This window comes from Caballeronia sp., assembly GCF_049581465.1.
Lineage (GTDB): Bacteria > Pseudomonadota > Gammaproteobacteria > Burkholderiales > Burkholderiaceae > Caballeronia.
This window is the reverse complement of sequence record NZ_JBAUSA010000901.1, coordinates 1-2177: the sequence shown is the minus strand read 5'-3', so window position 1 is coordinate 2177 and position 2177 is coordinate 1. Positions and strand designations below refer to the sequence as shown.

Below are 2177 nucleotides of genomic sequence, written 5' to 3'. Positions count from 1 at the left end.
AAACCTGTTGCTCAATATCTCTCCTCGCGGAGACGGGTCGATCCCCGCGGAGCAACAGGCGTCGCTTGCCGGAATTGGGGAGTGGCTGCGGGTAAATGGCGAGGGCATCTATGGCACTCGCGCGTGGATGATTTTCGGTGAGGGTCCTTTGATTCCCTCAGAAGCGCCAGGTGACTGGAAGGGCGGCTCAACCGACCAACCCGGGCCGAGAGTTACCCGCGAAAAGCTGCCGCCGCCAAGCGAAGCGGATTTCCGATTCACAGCCGGACGCGATGCGCTCTATGCGTTTGGGTACAGGCGTCCTGCGCGGACGGCGCGGCTACGATCGTTCGCTGCCGCGAAAGCAAAGGTAGAACGTGTGACTCTTCTGGGAGAGGCGGCTCGGTTGCAGTTTACGCAGAGCCCCGAGGCGCTCGAGGTGACCATGCCTGCCGCCACGCTGGGAGAGCAGGCATACTGCCTCCGTATTGAGGGCTCCCTTCCGCTGGGGATTGTGGCGTAGGCCGGACCTCGCTGAGGAGCAGAGTTGTGCTCATTGAGTCATCTCATGGAACAATTCGCAAAGGACCTCGCCAGAATGCAACGCGGTGCTGTTCTGCATCGAGCAGCGTGATCTGGCACTCATAGTTCGCCGTTTTCAGCGTCCCGAGCGGAAGCGTAAAGGTAAACGGGATCACTCCCAAACGAGTGTTCGTCTGCGGAGTGGCGGCGAGCAACTTCGACGTAAAAGCAAGTTGCCCGCCCGAGTACAGGCTGACGTAGCCAACTATCAGTTTGGTCTGGGGCGGTGTGGCTGGGGTCGTCTGTGCCGAGGGCGCCGTGTAAGCCTGCAGGAATACGTAGAGTTCTTTGTCGACTTTGAAGACCCGGGTCACACTGGGGATAAGCTTTTGGCCGTCCTGCACGAGTGGATTGGCAGCATCGTTCTTGACAGACTGCTTACCGTGGACCGCGTTGTATAAGGCGTCTCCGGTATTTACACGCTGGCTGCTCAACACAACTGAGCTGATGGGGATCTGCGTGGTGACCTTGTTCAGGTTCGGAATGTAGAAAGACGTCTGGAAGGTGCCGATACGTCCCGTTTCGTCATCACGCGCCAGGAACTTGATCGTGTAATGTCCCGGCAGCAGTGTCACGCCGGCGTCGTACTCAATGGGCTGGTGCGCCAACTGCGCCGCCGTCTGATCGCTTAGTTTGATATTGACGCTGTCGCGAATATTGCTGACTGTCGTACCTCCGAAGTCATCCTTGATCTCGCAGACGAAATCGATCACTGTGTGCTCGGAGCCCATCTTCTTCGCCAGCGCCAGTTCCCTTCCCGGGATCTTTACCACCAGCGGCACATAGTACTCGGCTCGATTCAACTGGAAGTAGTTGATCTCCATCGATACCGTCAGCTCGGTAATGGGGTCGCCCAGCATCAAGGCATCCTCGAGCTGCCGCTCCTTGTCCGCTTCGTTGAAGTGCGCAAACTCCTTGTTCGCGTAGTAGCCTTGCCGGTAATCCAGCGAAGCATTGGCATCGCTGTTGAGCGTCAGCTTTATCTTCCGGAAATGACCGTTCTGCGCAGTATTTGATGTGTAGTACCCGAGAACGTAGTAGTCCGTCACCGCTCGCTGCGCTTGAGTGATGCCGCGCGTCAGGTCGTTATTATCCAGGAGCGCCTTCCCTCCTGTGTCTGCCGCGAGCGAGTACAGAGTGTCCTGCGATTGCTGGAAGTTGTCGCTCACTGCCTGGGCCGACGCACCCGTGTACATTGCCTGACCGCCGGGCGAGCCCTGCGTTGCGTCCCCCAGCGGCGCATTCGCCACGAGACCACGAGCATCCACGGGCCAGAAGGTCACGCCTGCACGAATCGCTGCATCGACCGTTGCGTGCAGTTGCGCCTGGTTATCGATCCCGTGCAACCGAAGGCCGCTGGCAAAGTAGATCAGCGATTTCTTCTCGTTCATGCTTGTCAGCATCTCAGCCGCAGTTTGCAGGGCTGAAAGTTGACGGTCGTTGTTGAATACATTGAACTCGCTGTCGTCCTGCCCGAACGCTGCGCCTGTGTCCGCGCTGCTGGAGTCGTCGATCGAATCCTGCGAGCCTTGCCCTTCTCCGACGAGCATCGTCTGGAGAATGCTCAAGAGCCGATTGCGATCAGAAGAAAAATCCTGGAGCACATCGACAGAGCC

At 58.3% G+C, this 2177-nt stretch carries 2 protein-coding genes; one reads left to right on the top strand and one right to left on the bottom strand.

The features are described from left to right. On the top strand, positions 1–502 hold a 502-nt coding region (locus WCA53_RS22090; protein ID WP_423915594.1), incomplete at its 5' end, for an alpha-L-fucosidase. Positions 503–545: 43 nt separating this feature from the next. Here the strand turns inward: WCA53_RS22090 and WCA53_RS22085 are convergent. Continuing rightward, positions 546–2177: VWA domain-containing protein (locus WCA53_RS22085; RefSeq protein ID WP_423915593.1), on the bottom strand; the 1632-nt coding region annotated here is incomplete at its 5' end.